This is a genomic window from Rhizobium mayense (assembly GCF_030272705.1).
Lineage (GTDB): Bacteria > Pseudomonadota > Alphaproteobacteria > Rhizobiales > Rhizobiaceae > Rhizobium > Rhizobium mayense.
In genome coordinates this window covers 218,039-238,318 of sequence record NZ_JARFYM010000005.1, presented here as the reverse complement: position 1 = coordinate 238,318, position 20,280 = coordinate 218,039, and the positions used below count along the sequence as shown (strand labels likewise).

General features: G+C 60.4%; 20 protein-coding genes and 1 pseudogene. 10 read left to right on the top strand and 11 right to left on the bottom strand.

The annotated features are described in order from the left end of the window. Positions 1 to 213 precede the first annotated feature (213 nt). Positions 214 to 3,963, top strand: a complete 3,750-nt coding sequence (locus PY649_RS09995) for a peptidoglycan-binding protein (protein WP_285868152.1) — start codon at positions 214 to 216, stop codon at positions 3,961 to 3,963. Positions 3,964 to 3,973: 10 nt separating this feature from the next. Here PY649_RS09995 and PY649_RS09990 read toward each other — a convergent pair whose 3' ends face one another. Next, on the bottom strand, positions 3,974 to 4,129 hold the full coding sequence (locus PY649_RS09990) for a hypothetical protein (protein WP_285868151.1): 156 nt from the start codon (positions 4,127 to 4,129) through the stop codon (positions 3,974 to 3,976). A 228-nt stretch (positions 4,130 to 4,357) separates the two neighbouring features. Here PY649_RS09990 and PY649_RS09985 point away from each other — a divergent pair, with 228 nt between their 5' ends. Both PY649_RS09985 and PY649_RS09980 read left to right on the top strand, forming a co-directional pair. Beyond that, positions 4,358 to 5,284 carry a sulfite exporter TauE/SafE family protein gene (locus tag PY649_RS09985; protein WP_285868150.1) on the top strand — a complete coding sequence of 309 codons (927 nt, stop codon included), beginning with the start codon at positions 4,358 to 4,360 and terminating at the stop codon, positions 5,282 to 5,284. After that, positions 5,281 to 6,090 (top strand): TIGR02186 family protein, encoded by an 810-nt coding sequence (locus PY649_RS09980; RefSeq protein ID WP_285868149.1) that lies wholly within the window; start codon positions 5,281 to 5,283, stop codon positions 6,088 to 6,090. The genes PY649_RS09985 and PY649_RS09980 overlap by 4 nt, the downstream gene beginning before the upstream one ends. Here the strand turns inward: PY649_RS09980 and PY649_RS09975 are convergent, their stop codons facing one another. Further along, positions 6,091 to 6,594, bottom strand: a complete 504-nt coding sequence (locus PY649_RS09975; RefSeq protein WP_285868148.1) for a winged helix-turn-helix transcriptional regulator — start codon at positions 6,592 to 6,594, stop codon at positions 6,091 to 6,093. A 111-nt stretch (positions 6,595 to 6,705) separates the two neighbouring features. Here PY649_RS09975 and PY649_RS09970 point away from each other — a divergent pair, with 111 nt between their 5' ends. Then, positions 6,706 to 7,266 (top strand): dihydrofolate reductase family protein, encoded by a 561-nt coding sequence (locus PY649_RS09970; RefSeq protein WP_285868147.1) that lies wholly within the window; start codon positions 6,706 to 6,708, stop codon positions 7,264 to 7,266. On the opposite strand, the gene pdeM is transcribed toward PY649_RS09970, so the two are convergent. From pdeM to PY649_RS09950, 4 genes are all read right to left on the bottom strand, one after another. Then, on the bottom strand, positions 7,263 to 8,003 hold the full coding sequence (pdeM, locus tag PY649_RS09965; RefSeq protein ID WP_285868146.1) for a ligase-associated DNA damage response endonuclease PdeM: 741 nt from the start codon (positions 8,001 to 8,003) through the stop codon (positions 7,263 to 7,265). The genes PY649_RS09970 and pdeM overlap by 4 nt on opposite strands. Before the next feature lie 71 nt (positions 8,004 to 8,074). After that, positions 8,075 to 10,585, bottom strand: coding sequence for a ligase-associated DNA damage response DEXH box helicase (locus tag PY649_RS09960; RefSeq protein ID WP_285868145.1), 2,511 nt, complete (start codon positions 10,583 to 10,585; stop codon positions 8,075 to 8,077). Positions 10,586 to 10,657: 72 nt separating this feature from the next. Continuing rightward, complete coding sequence (locus tag PY649_RS09955) at positions 10,658 to 11,245, bottom strand: Swt1 family HEPN domain-containing protein (protein ID WP_285868144.1); 588 nt, start codon at positions 11,243 to 11,245, stop codon at positions 10,658 to 10,660. Next, the gene (locus PY649_RS09950; RefSeq protein ID WP_285868143.1) at positions 11,242 to 11,952 is read right to left on the bottom strand and encodes a DUF5343 domain-containing protein; all 711 of its coding nucleotides are present in this window, start codon (positions 11,950 to 11,952) and stop codon (positions 11,242 to 11,244) included. The genes PY649_RS09955 and PY649_RS09950 overlap by 4 nt, the downstream gene beginning before the upstream one ends. A 96-nt stretch (positions 11,953 to 12,048) precedes the next feature. On the opposite strand from PY649_RS09950, the pseudogene PY649_RS09945 reads away from it, so the two are divergent. Further along, a pseudogene (locus tag PY649_RS09945) lies at positions 12,049 to 12,435 on the top strand (carboxymuconolactone decarboxylase family protein); the annotation flags it as partial. Positions 12,436 to 12,523: 88 nt separating this feature from the next. Here PY649_RS09945 and PY649_RS09940 read toward each other — a convergent pair. Further along, on the bottom strand, positions 12,524 to 13,561 hold the full coding sequence (locus PY649_RS09940; protein WP_285868142.1) for a glutamine synthetase beta-grasp domain-containing protein: 1,038 nt from the start codon (positions 13,559 to 13,561) through the stop codon (positions 12,524 to 12,526). A gap of 444 nt (positions 13,562 to 14,005) precedes the next feature. Between PY649_RS09940 and PY649_RS09935 the strand changes: the two genes are divergently transcribed. Next, positions 14,006 to 14,197, top strand: coding sequence for a DUF2735 domain-containing protein (locus tag PY649_RS09935; protein WP_285868140.1), 192 nt, complete (start codon positions 14,006 to 14,008; stop codon positions 14,195 to 14,197). A gap of 14 nt (positions 14,198 to 14,211) precedes the next feature. On the opposite strand, the gene PY649_RS09930 is transcribed toward PY649_RS09935, so the two are convergent. Continuing rightward, complete coding sequence (locus tag PY649_RS09930; protein ID WP_285868139.1) at positions 14,212 to 14,847, bottom strand: YitT family protein; 636 nt, start codon at positions 14,845 to 14,847, stop codon at positions 14,212 to 14,214. A gap of 118 nt (positions 14,848 to 14,965) precedes the next feature. After that, positions 14,966 to 15,910 (bottom strand): class I SAM-dependent methyltransferase, encoded by a 945-nt coding sequence (locus tag PY649_RS09925; RefSeq protein WP_285868137.1) that lies wholly within the window; start codon positions 15,908 to 15,910, stop codon positions 14,966 to 14,968. A 181-nt stretch (positions 15,911 to 16,091) separates the two neighbouring features. Here PY649_RS09925 and PY649_RS09920 point away from each other — a divergent pair, with 181 nt between their 5' ends. From PY649_RS09920 to PY649_RS09910, 3 genes are read left to right on the top strand one after another with little or no spacing between them, the layout of a single operon-like run. Next, positions 16,092 to 16,358, top strand: a complete 267-nt coding sequence (locus PY649_RS09920) for a DUF6460 domain-containing protein (protein ID WP_285868136.1) — start codon at positions 16,092 to 16,094, stop codon at positions 16,356 to 16,358. Between the two features lie 3 nt (positions 16,359 to 16,361). Beyond that, positions 16,362 to 16,865 (top strand): CAP domain-containing protein, encoded by a 504-nt coding sequence (locus tag PY649_RS09915; RefSeq protein WP_432761343.1) that lies wholly within the window; start codon positions 16,362 to 16,364, stop codon positions 16,863 to 16,865. A gap of 15 nt (positions 16,866 to 16,880) precedes the next feature. Continuing rightward, positions 16,881 to 18,230, top strand: a complete 1,350-nt coding sequence (locus tag PY649_RS09910; RefSeq protein ID WP_285868135.1) for an MATE family efflux transporter — start codon at positions 16,881 to 16,883, stop codon at positions 18,228 to 18,230. Here the strand turns inward: PY649_RS09910 and PY649_RS09905 are convergent. Together PY649_RS09905 and PY649_RS09900 are read right to left on the bottom strand one after the other, a co-directional pair. Beyond that, entirely contained in the window at positions 18,206 to 19,294 is a 1,089-nt protein-coding gene (locus PY649_RS09905; protein ID WP_285868134.1) for a quinone-dependent dihydroorotate dehydrogenase, read from the bottom strand. The genes PY649_RS09910 and PY649_RS09905 overlap by 25 nt on opposite strands. Beyond that, positions 19,291 to 19,647 (bottom strand): DUF952 domain-containing protein, encoded by a 357-nt coding sequence (locus tag PY649_RS09900; RefSeq protein WP_285868133.1) that lies wholly within the window; start codon positions 19,645 to 19,647, stop codon positions 19,291 to 19,293. Before PY649_RS09900 ends, PY649_RS09905 begins: the two co-directional genes overlap by 4 nt. 108 nt (positions 19,648 to 19,755) lie before the next feature. Here PY649_RS09900 and PY649_RS09895 point away from each other — a divergent pair, with 108 nt between their 5' ends. After that, positions 19,756 to 20,184 carry a hypothetical protein gene (locus PY649_RS09895; protein WP_285868132.1) on the top strand — a complete coding sequence of 143 codons (429 nt, stop codon included), beginning with the start codon at positions 19,756 to 19,758 and terminating at the stop codon, positions 20,182 to 20,184. Positions 20,185 to 20,280 lie beyond the last annotated feature (96 nt).

Sequence of the window (20,280 nt, the reverse complement as noted above, 5' to 3'; positions counted from 1 at the left end):
TTTCGTGAATTGTGCGGGATGAGCAGCGATGCTTCGCGTTTCTTTCATTTCTTAGCTTTGATGGAGCGCAGTTTTCGCGGTTCAGCCTGAGGAAAGCCTAATAAACTATCCCTTTCCGAACGGTGGGATGCGGTCTGCGCGCGAATGCCGCGAAGCCGCTTTTCCACAAGCAAGGTGGCTTTGAGTGACCCATATGTCGAAGCGAGCAAAAAGATGAGCGGATCGCGATCAAATCCTACCGGCACGGGCGACTGGACGTCGCTGGATGCGTTGAGCCGCACCATCGAAGGGCTGGAGGCACGCATCGAGGGCCTGATGGGCACCGCCGCCCAGGACACGCGCCAGCGCGTGGCAAACGGTTATGCCGCAGTGCCCGAGCCTACGCCGGTGCCGGAACGCCCTCCGCTTAGGGAACGTACACCGCGCACCGAGCGCGAAGGCTATGCCCCACGCCCTTATGAACGTCCGCTGCGCACCGAACGTGCGGAAACCGATCTGCGGCCCGACCCGCTTGCCGAAATCCGCCAACGCCAGCGTGCGCTCGAGGCGAGCCGCGAGCGGCTGCATATGCGCCGTGAGGAAGCCCTGGGTGTCGAGCAACCGCCTCTTGGCAGGCGCATCGGCGAAAATCCGGCTTCACGGCAACCGCTGCCTTCCGCACTGCGCCCAGCCGCTGAAAGCTCCGTCGATATCGCTCAGGCACTGGTCAATCTGCGACAAGACCTGAAACGCGACATTGCCGAGAGCGTTACCCGCGAAGTCAGTGCGTTGCGCGCCGAAATCCGCGACATCCGCAGCAATGCCGAGGACAAGCATTTCGCGGCCGATGTGCGCGAAGACATGGCGCGGCTCGCCGATAGCATCAGCCAGCTCGCCGGCCATCCCGGGCAGCCGGAAACGGCCGGCCTGAAGGCGGAGTTCGAAGAGTTGCGCTCGCTGATGGACGGGCTCGCCCGTGAGGATTCGCTGCGCCATGTCGAGCGCCAGGTCCAGGCGATCGACACGAACGGTCTTCAGGACGAGCTGGTATCGCTCGCTTACCGCCTCGACGACATCAAGCAGCATCTGGGCAGCATGAGCGACAGCCCCGCCGTGCATGCGCTGGAAAACAAGCTGCTGTCGATCGCCAACGCCATGGAAAGCCTCGGCGGCATGATTCAGCCGCAGGACCAGGCCATGCAGCGGCTCGAAGGCCGCATCAGCGGCCTTGCCGACCAGATCGACATGATGAGCCGCGACGCAGCCCGGCGCCAGCCGGCGGACGACCTTTCCGGACGCCTCGAGGCGCTGGCGATGCGCATCGACGAACTCGGCAATGCCAAGGCCGCGGCCCGGCTGGAAGAGCGCCTGGATCAGCTCTCCTATCTAATGGAGCGCTCGCAGAAGGCGGCACCGCAGCCGGAGCTTGTCAGCCACCTCGCTGATATCTCCCGCAAGATCGATGCACTGGAACAGGGCTCGGTCGACCATGCGCTGGCCGAACGGCTGGATTATCTGGCGCGGCGCATCGACGAAATCGACTTTCATCCGCCGCATCCGGCCACAAACGTAGACGATGGCGCGGTCCGTCGGCTGGAGGGCCGTCTTTCCGATATCGCCGCGCGGCTGGAGGCGAGCACGGCGGCCCCGCCGACCGATACACGGGCGCTGCGCCATCTCGAAGAACAGATCGCTCATCTCTCGACGCTGCTGATGAGCGAGCCGCGGGCCGCCGCCGACCACATTCCCGCCGATTTCGACCGTCGCATGAGCGCGATCGAAGATTACATGGCGACCAATGACGAATATATCATCGAGGCGGCCCGGCACGCTGCAGAAGCCGTGGTCGAAGCCTATTCGCGCGAAGGTATGCTTGGTCATGGCGTGCCTGCCGCCGACATGTCGGCGATGACCGCGCTCGCGGAAGACCTTCGCCATCTCGAAGACCTCAGCCGCAGCAGCGACGAGCGAACCCACCGCACATTCGAGGCTTTGCACGACACGCTGCTGCAGATCGCCGACCGGTTGGACCATATGGAACATCGCCAGCCGGCGCCGACGATGCCCGCCGCCAAATTCGACAGTGATGCTTTCGCTCACGCCGACACGTCGACGGTGAAACCGCCTTTGGCCGCACCACATAAGGCAGGACCGATCATCCGCACCGTCGCGCCCGCCGAAACCGTGGCATCACCGGAAACCGTCGTCGCGCAAGCGGTCGATGCCGTCACCAAGGCGGAAATCAAGGCCGCTGCGAAGAAGGACGGGGCGAAAACCAGCCTGCTCGCCAGCCTCGGCAGACGCTTTTTCATGCCCGAGAAGGCCGAACCGATCTTCCTGCCCGACCGGCCCGTCATCGAGCAGGCGCCGTCGATCGATCCGGTCGACATGATGCCAGCCGAGGAGGCGAATGAGCTGCTCGAGCCGGGCTCCGGCGCACCTGATATCAAGAAGATCCTGGAGCGCGTGCGTGCCAGCCAAAATGCGGCGCGCAACGGCACGGCCAAACAGCCGAACGAAAACGAGCGCGCCGACTATATTGCCGCCGCACGCCGGGCCGCCCAGGCGGCCGCAATGGAAGTGGACCAAACGCAGCGCTCGGCTCCTTCGGCTAAGAACGGCGAAAAGAAGCGCGGCGCATTCTCGCGCTTCCGCCGGCCAATCCTGCTTGCTGTCGGCGCAGCCCTGCTCGCGATCATGGCCTTCCCCTTGGTCAATACGCTGACGCGTGGCCAGAAGGCGCCACCGCCGGCCGAAATCTCGGTGCTGAGCTCGGCCGCCGACGCTGCCGCGACAAACGGTGCCTCCGCCAATGCAGCGCAGATGCCAGCACCGGCGGTTCAGGCGGCAAAGAACGCGCCAGCCAGCCAGGCATCGACGACTGAGGCGTCGAGCGCCGACAGCGGAGGAGCCGCGCAGTCTTCTCCCGCGCCAGCCAATCCGGCTGTCGCGCAGGCGAACGATCATCTGACGACCGCCGCGCCCCTAGACGGCAATCAGGCCAGCGAAACACTGACGCCGGCCGGCAGCGCCGCGCCCGTTCAGCAAACCGCAGCCTTCGTACCCGCCAATGCCACTACGACCGCCGCGCCCGCTGCCATGCCGGCATCCGCTCCAGCGGCTGCGATCACCGTGCCTGACGGCATCCAGCCACCGACGCTCGTTGCCGCCGCCAAGTCCGGCGATCCCGTCGCGCTGTTCGAAATCGGCGCGCGCTATACCGACGGCCGCGGCGTTACGGCCGACCTCAAGCAGGCGGCAAACTGGTATCAGCTTTCCGCCGACAAGGGGTTCGCGCCGGCCCAGTACCGGCTTGCCAGCATGTACGAAAAGGGCAATGGCCTCGACCGCGACCTCGCCAAGGCCAAAGACTATTACGAGCAGGCGGCTAGTCAGGGCAATGCCAGCGCCATGCACAACCTCGCCGTTCTCTACGCTTCCGGCGCTGCGGGTCCGCAGGACTATACGACGGCGGCGAACTGGTTCATCAAGGCGGCCAATCTCGGCGTGTCCGACAGCCAGTTCAACCTCGCCATCCTTTATGCGCGCGGCAACGGCGTGAAACAGGACCTGCAGGAGTCCTACAAATGGTTCGCGATTGCCGCCAAGGGTGGCGACAAGGACGCCGCGCAGAAGCGCGACGAAGTGGCGAACGCCATGAAGCAGGATGAGCTCGAAAGCGCCCGCGCCAAGGTCGATCTCTGGAAGGCGCAGCCGCTCGACGCCAAGGCGAACGGCACGACTATCCCCGAGGAATGGACAACCGGCAAAGGCGTCAACACCGCCTCGATCGACATGAAGAAAGCGATCCGCAACATCCAGGCGATCCTCAACAATAACGGTTTCGACGCCGGTACGCCTGATGGCAATATGGGCGAGAAGACCGTCGCCGCGTTGAAGAGCTTCCAGAAATCGGTCGGCCTGCCGCAGGACGGCAAGGTGACCGATCGGGTCGTCAAGGAACTTCTTGCCCGCAACAAATAACCCGAAGGCTTCATTTCCGATCGAGATGAAGCCTTCGAATCCGCTGCTGCAGCGATGCGCGATCTCGAGTCGCATCGTGCAGGCCGAGGCACGTTTTCTCTTTGTGCCTTTCCCCTTCGGTTGCCGATTGCATGATCAAATCGTCGGCATGTTTGAGCGCTTTCATCAACGGCAAGCTCCCGCCTCCCGCCGGCTTTGCCTTGTGACAAAATTCGTCACACAATCGTGGAAAATGCCGCGTTAGATTGGAACAAAGACTTCGACAGCTGAAGGGCGCCATGCTTTTTCATAAGGCTCTGGCAATCATTTCAGATTAGAATCGTCTGTTTAAAGGGGAAATTGTCCACAGGTACCCGGTCGTTTGCGTTCGGATACCTGCAACTGGGATCAGACCGTGACGATCTATCTGCCGATCGCAGAACTGTCGGTGAATATCTTCATTATTCTCGGCATGGGCGCAGCCGTTGGATTTCTCTCCGGCATGTTCGGTGTCGGCGGCGGCTTTCTGATCACGCCCCTCTTGATCTTCTACAACATCCCGCCCGTCGTCGCCGTCGCCACCGGCGCCAACCAGGTTGTCGCCTCGTCGATCTCGGGCGCCATTACGCATTTCCGCCGAGGCACGCTGGATATGAAGCTCGGAACGGTGCTGCTGATCGGCGGTCTCGCCGGCGCCACCCTCGGCATCTGGATCTTCTCGCTGCTCAGGCGCATCGGTCAGCTCGATCTCTTCATCTCGCTTCTCTACGTCGTCTTTCTCGGCACGATCGGCGGGTTGATGCTATGGGAAAGCCTGAATGCGATGCGCCGCGCCGCCCGCAACGAGCCGGCCATGCCCCGCAGGCCGGGCCATCACAGCTGGGTGCACCGCCTGCCGCTGAAGATGCGTTTCAAGAAATCGAAGATCTATCTGAGCGTCATTCCCGTGATCGTCCTCGGCTTCGCCATCGGCATCCTGACATCGGTCATGGGTGTCGGCGGCGGCTTTATCATGGTGCCGGCGATGATCTATCTGCTGCGCATCCCGACCAATGTCGTGGTCGGCACTTCGCTGTTCCAAATCATTTTCGTCACCGCCTATACGACCATCGTCCAGGCGGCTACCAACTATTCCGTCGATATCGTGCTGGCCTTCCTGCTGATGGTGGCAGGCGTCGTCGGCGCGCAATATGGCGTGCGCGTCGGCCAGAAGCTGCGCGGCGAACAGCTTCGCGCCCTGCTCGGCCTCCTCGTGCTTGCCGTCGGCCTTCGTCTGGCGATCGCGCTGGTAGTCACGCCGGCCGATATCTATTCAATCGTGCTCGAAGGAACGGGCCAATGAAACGTATCGGTCTGCTCCTTGCTGCCGGTCTCCTGCTTGCGCCATTGAGCGCGGAGGCGCAGGTGCTCCTGGATCAGCCGACCACGTCCACAACGGCGCGCGAGACGATGGAGATCGGCACTTCCACCAGCGAAATCGCCATCACCTCCGACTTCACCGGCGCCGACCTGACGATCTTCGGCGCGCTTTCCAATACCGACCAGCTGCTTCTGGCGATCGGCCAATATGACGTCGTCGTCGTGCTGGAAGGGCCGCGCCAAAATGCCACCGTGCGCAAGAAGGAACGCATCTTCGGCATCTGGGTCAACACCCGGTCAATGACCTTCGAACATGTGCCACAGGCCTATTCGCTGTCGAGCACGCGTGCCGTCGACTACATTACCGCACCGCTCGAACTGAACGACCGCGGCATCGGCATGGAACATATTCAGCTGACCCCGGTCGGTTTCGTCGGCAGCGGCGCCGATGTCCCGGAATTTCGACAGGCCTTCCGGCGGCTGCAGATGGTGCGCGGTCTTTATGAGAGCGATCCAGCCGGCGTGCGCTTCGTGAGTTCCAGCCTCTTCAGGGCAACACTCAGGCTTCCGGCCGACGTGCCGAACGGCGTGCATATAGTGCGCGCTTATCTCTTCAAGAGTGGCAAATTCCTGACGGAAAGGTCCTTGCCGCTGCGCGTCATCAAAACAGGCATCGAACAGACCATCACCGACGCCGCGCATGAGCGGCCGATCACTTACGGCGCGCTTTCCGTGCTTCTGGCGCTGATTACGGGATGGACGGCAAGCTTCGTGTTCCGGAAGAGCTGATCAGGCGCTCCTCTTGCGCTCGACCACATCCAGATAGGCTTGGGTCAGCCGGCCGAGCACCGAGGGTGTACCCGGTGGCAACACCTTGCCCAGATGCTTCGCCCTCAGCTCATCCATGAAATCCTCCCAGAGCTTCGGACCGCCATCTTCCAGCAGTTCCGCCCGGATCGACAGTTCTTCCGAAACCGGCAGATGCTTGCGGCCCCAGGCGCCTATATGGGCGAAGAGCGGCACGAGATCGATCGCCATCTCGGTGAGGCTGTAGACGGCTTTCTGTTTGTGGGTCGGATCGCCGTCGCGGGTCAAAAGTCCACGCTCGACCAGCCGCTTCAGCCGGTCGGCGAGGATATTGGAGGCGATACCTTCCTCCGAGTTCTGCAACAGCTCGCGAAAATGTCGGCGATTGCCGAACATAATGTCCCGTATGATGATCAGGCTCCAGCGGTCACCGAGGATTTCCAGGGTCAGATTGATCGGGCAGCCGGAGCGATTGAGCGCGTCCATAAGGATCTCCAAAAACTGCTTGCACTTTGCCACCAGTCACGCTAATTTTCAACTGCTTGCTTTTAGCAACCAGTTTTGACTATGATACGGTTATCACGAAGGAGGAGACCGATGAGGAAGCTTGTTGTCTGGAATCTCATGACACTCGATGGATATTTCGAGGGCACGAAGCCTTGGGACTTGGACTTCCACATGCTCGCCTGGGGCGACGAGCTGGAGCGTTACGCGAAGGACCTCGGCCAGGAAGGCGATCTTTTGATCTTTGGCCGCAAGACCTATGAAGGCATGGCCGCCTACTGGCCGACTGCGCCCGAAGCGCCCGAGATCGCCGCCTATATGAACGGCATCGCCAAGATCGCCGCCTCGCGGACGATGGACAAGGCGGAGTGGAACAATAGTCGCGTCGTTCGCGACATCGTCACCGAGGTCAGAAAACTGAAAGAAGAGCCGGGCAAGACCATATTCGTCTTCGGTAGCGCCGAAGTGGCGGATACGCTTTTGAAAGCGGCGTTAGTGGACGAAATCCGCATCTGCCTCGTCCCTGTCGTTCTCGGCAGCGGCAACCCGCATTTCAAGCCGGCGGCAGAACAGATTCCAATGAAGCTACTCGAATCCAAACCGCTTAAGACCGGCGCAGTGATCCTGCGTTACGAGCCTGCGAAGGCCGCCTAAGCTGAAAGATTGCCGAACCGCACCGAATAGATGCGGTCGCGGCCAAGCACGTGGGCGATGAGACTTTCCCGGTCGAACAGGCCGGCCATGGCCTTGTGACGCAAGTCCAGCCCGCCGGCCATGGTGCCGAAAGCCGGCATCAGCAGGCGGGCGCCGTCGGTGGCAAAACACGGGCGCCGGACGGATTTATCGCGACGACGGACAGTGGCGGACGGATGCAGATGGCCGGCGATCTCGCCGGCCTGCTGGCCGCCCCCCGGTTCGTGGCGGAAGGTCAATCCGCCATAATGCATCTCATCGACGGAGCGACCGGGCAGATCGACCGTACCATCCGGATCGTGGTTGCCGTTGATCCATATCCATTCGCGGCCGCGCGCCATGTTGACGATCAGGCTGCGGAACTCCTCCGGCAGGTGTTGCGAGCCGACGCGGTCGTGGAAATTGTCGCCGAGCGAGACGACGAGTTTCGGATCGTAGCGGGAAATGACGGCGGCAAGCACGGTCAGCGTCGCCAGCGTGTCGTAAGGCGGCAGCAGCATGCCACGGCGCGCGAAGGCTGCCCCCTTTTCCAGATGCAGATCGGAAACGACGAGGATGCCGGCATCCGGCAGATAGAGCGCGCCCAGCGGATCGCAGACGGCGGCGACGCCGTGAACGGCGGTCTCGACACCCGAGGCCGGGGTCAAGCCGTTCCGGAACGGGCCGTTCATCTCTCGCGCAAGCGCCAGGCGGTTCATCAATTTAGTCTACCTTCGTCGTTTGGCATGATCTTGTCCGAAAACCGCTTCACACTTTTCGGGACTATGCCTTATTCCATCGCCTCGCGGATCAGATCGTCAGCCGCTTCCGCCAGCACCACATCATGAGCCTCGCCCGGCACCGGCACTTTGCCGATCTCCAGCATCACCGGCACGGCGAGCGGCGAAATATGGTCCAGCGCGCGGTGGGTGATATGCCCCTTGATTCGCTTCAGCATATCCCCAAGACGGCCAATGTCCAAAAGGCCCGTGGCCGCATCCTGCCGGGTCGCCTGCATCAATATATGGTCCGGCTCATGGCTGCGCAGCACGTCATAGATCAGATCGGCCGACACGGTTACCTGCCGGCCGGTCTTTTCCTTGCCGGGATGGCGGCGCTCGATCAAGCCGGCAATAACGGCGCAATTGCGGAATGTGCGTTTCAGCAGGAAGGATTCATCGAGCCAGGCTTCGAGATCGTCGCCGAGCATGTCCTCGTCGAAGAGGTCTGAGAGGCTGAGACGGCCATTGGCGATCATCAGGCCCAAGTCTTCCAGCCCCCAAATGGCGAGCGAATAATCCGTCGCAACAAAGCCCAAGGGCTTTGCACCTGCCCGCTCCAGCCGCCGCGTCAGCAACATGCCGAGCGTCTGATGCGCCAGCCGCCCCTCGAAGGGATAGGCAACCAAATAGGCGCGGCTGCCGCGCGGAAACGTCTCTATCAGCAGCTCGTCGCGCTTGGGAAGCAACGACTTGTCCTTCTGCAGCTCGAGCCAGTCGCGCACCTGATCCGGTAAACGATGCCGGCGATCGGGATCGGCGATCATCGTGCGCACCTGATCGGCGAGATAGGTGGACAGCGGAAATTTGCCGCCGGCATAGGAGGGGATTTTCGGGTCCATGGAAAAGGCCTGCGAGGCCAGGCACTCATTCTCGCGGATGCCTTCGAAACGCAGCACCTTGCCGGAGAAGAGAAACGTATCCCCGGGCGAAAGCTGTTCGAGAAAATACTCCTCTACCTTGCCGAGGGGCGCACCGCCGCGACCGAGCGACCCCAGCGCATTGCGCTTCACCAGCCGGATGTTCAGCATTGCCTCTTCGACGATAGTGCCGAGATTCAGGCGATATTGCTGCGCCACCAGCGGATTGGAGACACGCCAGCGGCCCTCCGGCGTCTTGCGGATGCGGGCATAACGTTCATAGGTGCGCAAGGCATAGCCGCCGGTGGCGACGAAATCGACAATGCGCTCGAACGTCTCCCAGGATAGGTCGGCATAGGGTGAGGCACTGCGGATCTCATCATAGAGCTCCAGCATGTCGAAGGGTTCGGCGCAGGCCATGCCGAGGATATGTTGAGCAAGGGCGTCAAGGGCTCCGGCGCCAACCGGCGGCGTATCCTGCGCGCCAATATAATTGGCGTCGAGGGCCGCCTGACATTCCATCACTTCGAAACGATTGGCTGGCACAAGGATCGCTTTAGACGGCTCGTCCATGCGGTGATTGGCGCGGCCGATGCGCTGGGCGAGGCGCGAGGCGCCTTTCGGCGCGCCGACATGGATGACGAGATCGACATCGCCCCAATCTATGCCGAGATCGAGAGTCGAGGTGGCGACGACGGCACGCAGCTTGTTGGCGGCCATGGCGGCTTCGACCCGGCGGCGCTGTCCGACATCGAGCGAGCCATGATGCAGCGCGATCGGCAGATTGTCGTCGTTTGCCGACCACAGTTCCTGAAACAGCATTTCCGCCTGAGAACGCGTGTTGACGAAGAGAAGCGTCGTCCGATGCTCCTTCAACTCGCGATAGATATCGGGGACGGCATATTTGGCGGAGTGGCCGGACCAGGGGATGTGTTCGTCGGTCTTGAGGATTGAAATATCAGGTTTCGCACCACCGTCGACCATGACCAGGCCGGCATGCCGCTCCGCCCCCTCCTCCTGCGCCACCAACCATTTCTGCAGGTCCATCGGCTGGGCAACCGTTGCCGACAGACCGATGGTTTGCAGATTGGGCGCAAGCTTGCGGAGGCGCGCAAGGCCGAGCGAGAGCATATGGCCGCGTTTCGACGTCACAAGAGAATGCAGTTCGTCGAGGACGATGTATTTCAAATCCTTGAAGAAACGCTCCGCCTCGCTGTTGGCGAGCAGCAGCGCCACCTGCTCCGGCGTCGTCAGCAGAATGTCCGGCGGGTTGAGTTTCTGGCGTTGGCGCTTACCGCTGGGTGTATCGCCGGTGCGGTTTTCGACGGAGACCGGCAGGCCCATCTCCGTGACCGGCTTCATCAGGTTGCGCTCGATATCGACGGCCAGCGCCTTTAGCGGCGAGATGTAGAGTGTGTGAATGCCGGTGAAAGCCGAGCCGGGCGGAATCTTGCCGCGGCGGGTCAGATCGGTGAGCGAAGGCAGAAATCCGGCCAAGGTCTTGCCCGCCCCGGTCGGCGCAATCAGCAAGGTGCTCTCGCCGGCCTCGGCGCGAGCCAACAATTCGAGCTGATGGACACGCGGCTGCCACCCCTTCTCCGTAAACCAGCGGATGAAGGGGGCAGGCAAGGCAACGCGGCGCTCTGAATCGATTTTGTCCACGGAGCAAATGTAGTCAAAATGCGGAGAATGAGAAGCGGAGGGTGGTAGATCCGTAAACGCTCTCGCCGAATTCTACTTCGGGCCTTCAAGTAGGCGAAACCAATCTTTCACAGTCAATTTAAGCCGATCAACTTCATCCTCAGCCAGAAGACCGCAGTGAGCGATCGGACCGCGCAGATTGTTGAGCGAGTACATAACGCGACCTAAGGCCTTTTGATTGCTGAGAATTCCTCCAAAGAGATCCCAGTTGTTGCGAATGATGTCTCCCAGTTGGCCAAAGGAGATATAGTCCAACTCGTTATCCGAACGGCTTGTGAAACCAGCATCCTTCTCACGTTGCTGGTTAGCCTTGCATTCCTCTTTTGCACTGTTCGGTGAGTGCTTGTCCCACCAGTCCACGCCGTGCGCTTCTATAAGCGTATCGTCGATCAGTTTTCGTATATCATTCTCAAGCATGTAGAAGAGTTTATAATATTCTGCCATGCGGTTGGCATTCGTCCGAACCTCTTGAGAGAACTGTTCAAGAGACGAGTTAATCCCTGGCTGGTCAAGCACCACGCCTATGTTGTCGGCTGTTGCCCCGGGGCTAACGCCATCCACCGCAATCTTCAAGGATGCACATTTTAACACAAATAACTCTACCTGCTCCTCAGCGTTCATCGCATCAAGTTCTCCCTTATGCTCCGAAAAATGGCGTTGAGTACTTTTAAGTCAGAGGTTTCGGGTAGTACGATATTGATGTTGTATGCGAGGCGGATATCTCCGTTGGAGCTCGGCGCGACACCAACTACTGTGTTCACATTCTCCACGTCTTCAACCCCATTGATGGGCATTGCATCATCTCGTTCCAAGCCGGGAACCACGAAAGATCTTATGGCTTTAAACGTTGCTATTATGGCCTTCAGGACGGGGTCCGATGGGCCGAGGCCGGTTATTTCCACCACGATATCGCGCAACTTGGCATCATCCACCGTATGAGCCCATTCGCTGCGTCTGAATATTTCCTGAAATGCCGCACGAAGGCCTTGTGCGGCCGCCGAACTTCTGCCTCCCTCTGTTCGAAATTTTGCATACAGTTCAGTTGGCGCTCCATCACTTGTCAAAAAGCCCATCTTCTTGAGTATTGGAATACAGGCCCGAGCGCCCCCGCCGCTGAGTTTGAGTACATTCTCTAGAAAATCGGCATTGAATTTGTCCGGTCGTGACGCGGGTATGATGCCATCTAACGCCTTCTTTAAAGTTCCGCTTGCCGTTAAATAAGGTAAGTTGCCGGGAATCTTACGCTGCGCAGCACTTGCCGGGCTTTGCGAATTGTTGTTGGTTTCTACTTCCGCATTGACTTCAACTGCTGTGGGTTTTGGTGCCATGTTCTGTTTCTCCTAAGAGAAACATGCTCTTGCCGCTCGCTTTTTGCAAGGCATGGTTGATCAAACGCACTGGTCATCCGCAACAATAGTTGCCACCTCATGCACAGTGATCGTATGCGTCCGATGCAGTTCATTATTGGCGGCTTGGCTTGCACTCAAGTCTGCGCCTATTGCGTCGACATGCATGTCAAGGAGGCGCGGCATGACGGGCTCAGCGAGCAGTGGATCAACCTGATGTGCGTCTGGTGGGAATCGCCGGTTTACGATGCGCGCGAACGCGCCCTGCTCGGCTGGGTCGATGCCGTCACCAAGATTGCCGAAACGGGTATTCCGGATGCAGCATTCGATACGTTGAAGCCGCACTTCAGCGACGAGGAGATGGTCAAGATTACAGTCGCCATTGGTGCCATCAGCATCTGGAACCGGCTGGCTGTAGGCTTCCGGTCGCAGCACACGGTCGATAAGGACGCGAAGGCGGCGTAAGCACGTTTGCCTGAACAAAAAAAGCGCGGGACCGAAATCCCGCGCTTTTTATTGTGTCTTTGTCCCGGCGTGCCGGGACAAAGAGGGATCAGGCAGCGGCCGAAGCAGCCGCAGTCGGAACTTCCGAAATGGTCTTCAGAACCTGGGAAGCGATCTGGTAGGGGTCGCCTTGCGAGTTCGGACGACGATCTTCGAGGTAGCCGCGGTAGTCGTTCTTGACGAAGGAGTGCGGAACGCGGATCGACGCGCCGCGGTCGGCAACGCCATAGCTGAACTTGTTCCACGGAGCCGTTTCGTGCTTGCCGGTCAGACGCAGGTGGTTGTCCGGGCCGTAGACTGCAATATGGGCTTCGAGGTTCTTGTCGAACTGAGCCATGAGCGCTTCGAAGTAGGCCTTGCCCCCGATTTCGCGCATGAACTTGGTCGAGAAGTTGCAGTGCATGCCCGAACCGTTCCAGTCGGTGTCGCCGAGCGGCTTGCAGTGGAACTCGACGTCGATGCTGTACTTTTCGCAGAGACGCAGCAGCAGGTAACGGGCCATCCAGATCTGGTCGGCGGCGCGCTTGGAGCCCTTGCCGAAAATCTGGAATTCCCACTGGCCCTTCGCCACTTCGGCGTTGATGCCTTCATGGTTGATGCCGGCGGCCAGGCAGAGGTCGAGATGCTCTTCGACGAGCTGGCGGGCAATATTGCCGACGTTCTTGTAGCCGACGCCGGTGTAGTACGGGCCCTGCGGAGCCGGGTAGCCAGATTCCGGGAAGCCAAGCGGACGGCCGTCCTTGTAGAAGAAGTATTCCTGCTCGAAGCCGAACCATGCGTCCTCGTCGTCGAGGATAGTCGCGCGGCTGTTGGAAGCGTGCGGGGTAACGCCATCGGGCATCATGACTTCGCACATGACGAGAACGCCGTTGGTGCGAGCCGGGTCCGGATAAAGGGCAACAGGCTTCAGCACGCAATCCGAGCTACGGCCTTCGGCCTGCATCGTCGACGAACCATCGAAGCCCCAGAGCGGCAGCTCTTCAAGCTTCGGAAAATCAGCAAATTCCTTGATCTGCGTCTTGCCGCGCAGGTTCGGTACAGGGGTGTACCCGTCGAGCCAGATATACTCGAGCTTATATTTTGTCATTACGCACCTCATAAGGGTTAACTACCCGAAGCAGAGAAAACTCAAAGGCGCCCCGCCCGGAAATCTTCGCCACCCACGGCCGGCATGTGACATGCATTTGACATGCCAAACTGCGTAAGATGCGCGGCCACTCGACGAAAAATCTGCAAATCGGAGTCAATTTCGGCTGAATTGGGCTCGCTGGATGGCCGATTCTTTCAAAATCATGAGCAACTTGGCCGAAAGGTGCTGCCAAGTTGTCGCAGTGCGGCAGATTCGAAGCAGCGCAGCAATAAGGCAACCGAAAACCACGCTCCCCAGCAGCAAAACGTCGAAATTGCCCATAATTTCAACCTTTTGCATTTTTTTTGAGCAGATATCTCAAAAATGGGGAAGGACTCTGCTATATATGAGCAGTCTCTTGAAGCGCGCCCGCTTGAACACCAAAAAGGGAGAGACATTGCAATGGCAACCAGCCCTCATCGCGAAACGGCAAAGATATATCAGTTTCCCGTCACAGCTCGCCCGGTCCCTGCCGCCCGGCGCGAGAAAGTAAACCTTACTCCCGACATAGGCCCAAGCATCTGCACGGCTGCTTTCGATAGCTGGTATCACGAAGCCGCGATCGCAGAGTCCGACCAGACGCGCAAGCAGTAAGGCTTTCGCTCAGCTTAGAGCGCGATGTAACGATCCGACCGATGGTTGATCGCAACGAAGAGGTTGAGCGCGACTGCGCCCAACACGGAGCAGATGACCACGAAGGGTGTGGTCACCGCAAAGGCGACAGCGAGCACGCACATGTCGACCCCGAGCTGGACAAGCCCGGCACGTATCCCGAGACGTTCCTGCAGATAGATGCCCAAGATACCGACACCGCCGAGGCTGGCGCGGTGACGATAAAGCGCGAGCAGCCCATAACCCAGCAAAACGCCGCCAAGCAGCGCCGACCAGAAGGCATTGATATGGGCGATCTCCAGCAAACGCGGCTGCACGTTGGTCAGCAGCGAGGTGAGCGCGATGGCGATAAAGGTCTTGATGGTGAAGGCGCGGCCGAGTTGCTTCAGCGACAGATAGAAGAATGGCAGATTGACGAGGAAGAAGGCCAGGCCGAAATTCAGGCCAATCGCATAATGCAATAGGAATGCGACGCCGGCCGTGCTGCCGGTCAGGAGACCGGCGCTTGAAAGGCAAAAGAGCCCGAGCGACGATATCAGGCCGCCTGAGAATATGCCCTGGACATCCTCGACCAGCGAATGCCTGGTGGCGGAGGTGTTCCAGACGCCGAAAGCACTCTTCAGCTTCGTCATAACGTCATTCCCTTGTTTTCCGGCCCTTGTTTTCCGAGATTCTGCGGAACGCGCAGAGACAATCAAGGGAAATATGTCAGGAATGCTGACCTATTGAGATTTCGCAAGATTCGGTCGATCAGGCGGATTTTTGCGTAACGAACAAAATGCCGCGCACGGGTTTTCCGGCATCCATGCGAATGACGCTGCGGACCAGATTGTGGACGACGAAACCATGAGCGGCCAATATTGCCCCGACATAGGCTTCCGAATGCGCGAAGCGCAATGAGTCGCGCAAGAGATAACCTTCCCTCTCTTCCGCATCCTCGACCGAAAAGGCGAACACAGCCCCAGAAGCTGCCAGTTCCGCGGCGATCGTCATGACGCTCTCGAGGTTCCCGAGATACATCAGGACGTCGGCGGCGGTGATCAGATCGGCACGCCTTGGCGCCAATCCGCCGTAAAAAATGCCAGACAAAGGCGGAGGCAGCGATAGATCGGCTTGTCCCAGGTGATCATAGACACCCTTATCCGCTGCCTTGGCGAGCATGCCTTTCGACAGATCGAATCCTTCCAGCCGATCGACCCGCGCGCGGATTTCCGGGCCGAACAGACCCGTACCGCAGCCCAGATCGACGGCAAGACGGAAATGCCCGAGCATGGCAGCCGTACTGGCGATCAGAGCCGCGAGCTTCTGTGGCACGCTGTAGCCGAGTTTTTCGACCAGCGATGTCTCGAACCGGTCGGCATAGTCATCGAACAGCCGCTCGACATAGCGGCTCGGCGGCTGATCGGGCATATCGCCCGCCCCCAGAACCGCGAGTTTCAAGCGTGCGCCGAAGACATCGCCGGCATCGAGGACCAGGACCTGGTTTAGCGCCTCGATGGCACCCAGCGTATTCCCCGCCTTTTCACGATAGGTCGCGAGAGTGAACCAGCCGGCCGCCCAGCCGGGCGTCAGCTCCAGCGCCTGCTCCATCAACTCGGCAGCGCTTGCCTGCTCGCCGCTTTCGGCAAGCATCTTCGCATAGTCGGCGCGGCGGTCGGCGATGACGTCGCCGGAGGAAAGCTGGCTCGGCAGCATGATCTCGATCCTGTTGGCATCCGCCTTTTGACTCGGCCACAAAAAAACTCAAGTCCTATTTCAGGCAGACATCTGTTTCAGGTAAGCACGTGTTTCAGGTACTACTGGGCAAAAGCGCTTGCGAGTCGCGGGGCGCAGCCTTATCTCGAAATCGCTCGATAGGCATTATGGAGACAGCCGCATGTCGGATCAGGTGAACAGGTTTCTGGGCGACTCGCCCGGCCGCACGCTCGTGAAGCTTGTCATCGTGTCGCTGATCGTCGGTTTCGTGATGAAATTCTTCGGCTGGCGTCCGCTGGATTTTCTATATGGTCTGCGCCGCTTCGTTCTTGATCTCTGGCATAGCGGTTTTGCCGCGCTCGGCGAGTTCGGCGATTATCTGCTGCTCGGCGCCACGATCGTTATTCCACTTTTCATCATCCTCCGTCTTCTCAATTACCGCCGTTAAAATATGATCCCTGACGTTTCGCTTTCTACGCGGCGCCAAGCGCTGCGCCTCACCGGCCTTGCGCTCGTTGCCCTCGTCGCGAGTTGCGCCACGCCGCCCACCCATGTTTCCAACACGCCCGCTCACGACCAGACCGCTTCCGCGCTGCCGCTCGTCAACTCGCTGCGCGCCAAGAACGGGCTGCCGCCGCTCAAAATCGATCCGGCTGCCAGCACCGCGGCAATCTACCAGGCCAAACGGATGGCAGATGCCGGCAAGATGGAGCATCTGATCGGGATCGGCGACAACTTCGGCACCCGCGTCAAGGCAAGCGGCGTCAAGCTGCCGGCAGCCGAGAACATTGCCGAAGGTCAGCGCGACGTGAATGCCGCCGTGACGGCATGGATCAATTCGCCGAAGCATTTGCACAACATGCTCGGCAAATATAACGGTCTCGGCGTCGCTCTCGCCTACGCACCCTCTTCCAGTGACAAGCCCTATTGGTCCATGGTGCTCTCTTCCAATTGAGGGGGCTGAGGGGACATGGATCATCAAGAGCATAGCGGGCGGGTTCTGCCTTTCGAGGTGACGCACCGGCTGGTGCTGTCTATCGCCATTCCGATGACGCTCGGCTTCATGACCACACCGTTGCTCGGCCTTGCCGATACCGCCGTCGTCGGGCGCCTCGGCCAGCCCGATGCGCTGGCGGGGCTGGCGATCGGTGCGGTGCTCTTCGATCTCATTTTCGCGAGCTTCAACTTCTTGCGTTCTTCGACGACCGGCCTGACAGCGCAAGCCTACGGTCGCCACGACCGGCATGAGCAGCAGGCGGTTTTTTGGCGGGCGCTGCTGTCAGCGCTCGGATGCGGCCTACTGCTTCTCCTGCTGTCACCCCTGTTGCTCTGGCTGGGCATCAAGCTCATGGGACCCGAAGGCGGCATTGCCGACGCAACGCGCACCTATTTCTCGATCCGCATGCTCTCCGGCCCGGCAGCGCTTGCCAACTACGCCATCCTCGGCTTCGTGCTCGGGCGCGGCCAGGGCCGCATCGGGCTTCTGCTGCAGACAGTGATCAACGGCGTCAACATCATCCTCGCCGTGCTGCTCGGCCTGGGGCTCGGCTGGGGCGTCGCCGGTGTCGCCTGGGGCACATTGATTGGCGAAGCGGTCGGCGCGCTTACGGGTCTTGCCATCGTGCTGCGCAGCTTTGGTGGTGAAGCGCGGCCTGCCCAGGCCGAGCTTTTGTCACGCGCCAAGCTCACGCAACTCTTCGCACTCAACCGCGACATCCTTATCCGCACCTTCGTGCTGATCGGCGCCTTCACGCTGATGACGCGCATCGGCAACACATTCGGCGCGGTGACACTTGCCGCCAACGCGGTATTGATGAACTTCTTCCTGCTGTCCGGATATTACCTCGACGGGTTGGCGAATGCCGCCGAGCAGATCACTGGCCGCTCGATCGGCGCCAATTATCGCCCGGCCTTCGACCGTGGGTTGAAGCTGACCGGGCTTTGGTCCTTCGGACTGGCGCTTGCCGCTGCCGCGTTCTTCTTCACCATCGGCCCCGCGCTGATCCGCCTGCTGACGACCTCCGAAGAGGTGCGGGCCGCCGCCCACACCTATCTGCCTTGGGCCGCCGTCACCGGGCTCGCCGGTGCACTCGCCTTCCTGATGGACGGCGTCTTCATCGGCGCCACCTGGTCGCGCGACATGCGCAACCGAATGCTGATGTCGTTTGCCGGCTACCTATTGGCACTTGCACTCTTTGTGCCCACCCTCGGCAATCACGGCCTGTGGCTGGCCATGAACGCTTTCCTGCTGTTCCGTGGCATTTTCCTCCTCCTGGGGCTGAAAAAGCGGGCCGATCAGACGTTCCGGCTGGCCCAATGATCGAGCCTGGTGTCGCGCAGCTCGCGGATTGAGCCAGCACGCTCGCGGTCGAGCAGCTTCGACAGGCCGGCAACGATGCGGCCCGGCAGGCCGGGGCCTTCGTAGACCATGCACGAATAGAGCTGCACAAGATCGGCACCGGCCTTGATCTTCTCCAGTGCCGTTTCGGCCGATGAAACGCCGCCGACGCCGATGATCGGCAGAGCAGGCCCGACACGGCGGCGCATCTTTGCCAGTACCACCGTCGATTTTTCGAAGAGCGGCTTGCCCGAGAGGCCGCCGGCTTCTTTTGCCTGAACCTGATCCCGCAAGCCGTCGCGCGAAAGAGTGGTGTTGGAGACGATCAATCCGTCCAGCGCATGCGCCAAAACTTCGGCGGCGATGTCGTCCATGCCCTCCTCGGTCAGATCCGGCGCGATCTTCAGGAAGACCGGAATTTTTCTGCCGGCCTTCGCCGCCTCTTCGTCGCGGGCAGTAAGGACTGCCGACAACAGCGCTGCAAGGCTTTCGCGCGCCTGCAGGTCGCGCAGGCCCGGCGTGTTGGGTGAAGAGATATTGGCGGTGAAATAGCGCGCGACGGAATAGAAGCGGCGGATGCCGGCGACATAATCGGAGATGCGGTCGGCACTATCCTTATTGGCGCCGATGTTGACGCCGATGATGCCCTTGCCGCGGATCGGCTGAAGACGTCGGAAAGCCGCCTCGTGGCCTTCATTGTTGAAGCCGAGGCGATTGATGACGCCCTCATCCTCGACCAGGCGGAAGATGCGCGGACGCGGATTGCCGGATTGCGCCTTCGGGGTCACCGTGCCGATCTCGGTAAAGCCGAAGCCGAGCTTCAACAGCGCCTCCGGCACCTCGGCGTTCTTGTCATAACCCGCCGCCATGCCGAGCGGATTGGCGAAATCGAGCCCGGCCACGGTCTGACGCAGACGTGGATCGGCGTTGATCCGGCAGGCCGGAACGAGACCGGACTTCAGCGCCGCGATCGACATGCCATGCGCCGTCTCCGGATCGAACATGAACAGGCCGCGCCGGCCGAGATCGCGAAGGGCGCCGATCATTCGGACATCTCCGGGAACACATGCGCACCGTCCGGGCCGAGCGGCAACGGCTTTTCCCAGAGCACGACCGAGAGCTGCAGCGGCGCATAAAGATGCGGGAAGAGATCGCCGCCGCGCGAAGGCTCAAAGACCAGCTTGTCACCGAGCGCGTCGCCGTCGATCGCCACCAGCAGCAGGCCGGTCTGGCCGGCGAAATGCCGCGCCGCTGTTTCCCTGGCTTGCTTTGCCGTCGAGAAATGGATGAAACCATCAGTCAGGTCGATCGCTGCGCCATTAAAAACCCCGGTTTGTCTGGCTTGCTGCCACAGCGTATCCGGCACGATCTTGTAAACCACTGGCATCGCGGTCATCATTCCTGTGTAACTTTTATCCCTCATAGGGCTTTGCACGAAAACCGCTGCAGATGTCCACGGCCAACGCAGATTATTTGGCATCAAAACGCAGAAAATCCGGAGGATGACATGACGAAGGAAATGGTATCAGGCCTTGCGGCCCTCATCCTGCCTGCCGCTTTTCTTCTTGCCACGCCGGCCTTGGCCACGGAGCTGGATACGGCGCGCTTCCAGCTCGAGCGCAGCGGCGATCATTTCATCCGTCTGGACAAGCAGACTGGCGCCATATCGATCTGCCAGGATCAGAACGGCAATCTGGTCTGCCGCATGGCTGCCGATGAGCGCGCGGCCTATGATGCCGAACTCGACCGCCTCTCCGAGCGCGTGTCGAAGCTGGAAAAGGCTGTGGCCTCGAACGGCGGATCGAGCCTGCCGAGCGATGCCGACATCGACCGCACCCTTGGCATCATGCAGAAATTCATGCGGGGCTTCATGGGCATGGCCAAGGAATTCCAGAACGAGGCACCCGACAACAAGGCACAGCCGCAGAAAACCTGAGCCGGCTGGAATCAGGAATGAAAGCAAGGGGATAAAGGACCTTATTCCTAAGCCGCCCTTTACTCGCGAGAGGGCCTCGGTTAACGTTTCTTTAAG